Raw genomic sequence first — 661 nt, forward strand, 5'->3', positions numbered from 1 at the left:
TCCTGCCAATATTTCCGTAAGAAGTTCATATCTCCTTCTCCCCTATTCCCTTATTTGCAAGAAAAATAGTGATCAAATAGGAATTTCACTTGCTCTTCGATTGGCGCAAAGGTTACCCCTGCTCCTGATTCCAGTATTGGCTTCATTAACGCAGGCAAAAAGATTGCACCAAATAGCTGCGTCGTCATCATCATTAATTGATTTGGGTCGCTTTTCTGGGTGATCTCTTGTAATGTCGCCTGAACCTTTTGAAAGCCCATTGTTTGTAGAAATTCTCCATATTCCTGCTGGGAAGCAAACGGTGCAGTCCCCATCGCAATAATCCTTGATACAAGCTGTGGGTATTGCAAGATGACTTGAACGTAATGGATGAGGAAGGATTGTAAACGGTCCCTTGGTGATAAGCTGAGGTCATCTAAAATAGTAAAGGTATCCTGAAAGCTGGTTAGCAGAACTTTAATAGTCTCGCTTATCAGTCTTTCTTTTGATCCAAAATAGTAATTAATAAGCGCGATATTGGTTTCCGATTTCGTTGCAATTTTCCTGATGGTCACACTCTCAAAGCCTTCTTTTTTAATCAATTCCAATGTTGTTTTAAGAATTTTTTCTTTGGTGCCCTGATTTGTTTCAGAATTTGTCATTTTCTACCTCCTCATCACGT

Annotated in this window: 1 protein-coding gene; it reads right to left on the minus strand. The window is 39.6% G+C overall.

The features are described 5' to 3' along the window. Positions 1-50: 50 nt before the first annotated feature. Positions 51-641, minus strand: a complete 591-nt coding sequence (locus tag AYJ08_RS06095; RefSeq protein ID WP_064016985.1) for a TetR/AcrR family transcriptional regulator — start codon at positions 639-641, stop codon at positions 51-53. Positions 642-661: the final 20 nt, after the last annotated feature.

The organism is Brevibacillus sp. SKDU10 (assembly GCF_001645205.1).
Taxonomy (GTDB): domain Bacteria; phylum Bacillota; class Bacilli; order Brevibacillales; family Brevibacillaceae; genus Brevibacillus_B; species Brevibacillus_B halotolerans.

Coding starts and splice junctions, on each gene's coding strand:
- AYJ08_RS06095 (WP_064016985.1), bottom strand. CDS start 641: ATGACAAATTCTGAAACAAATCAGGGCACCAAAGAAAAAATTCTTAAA.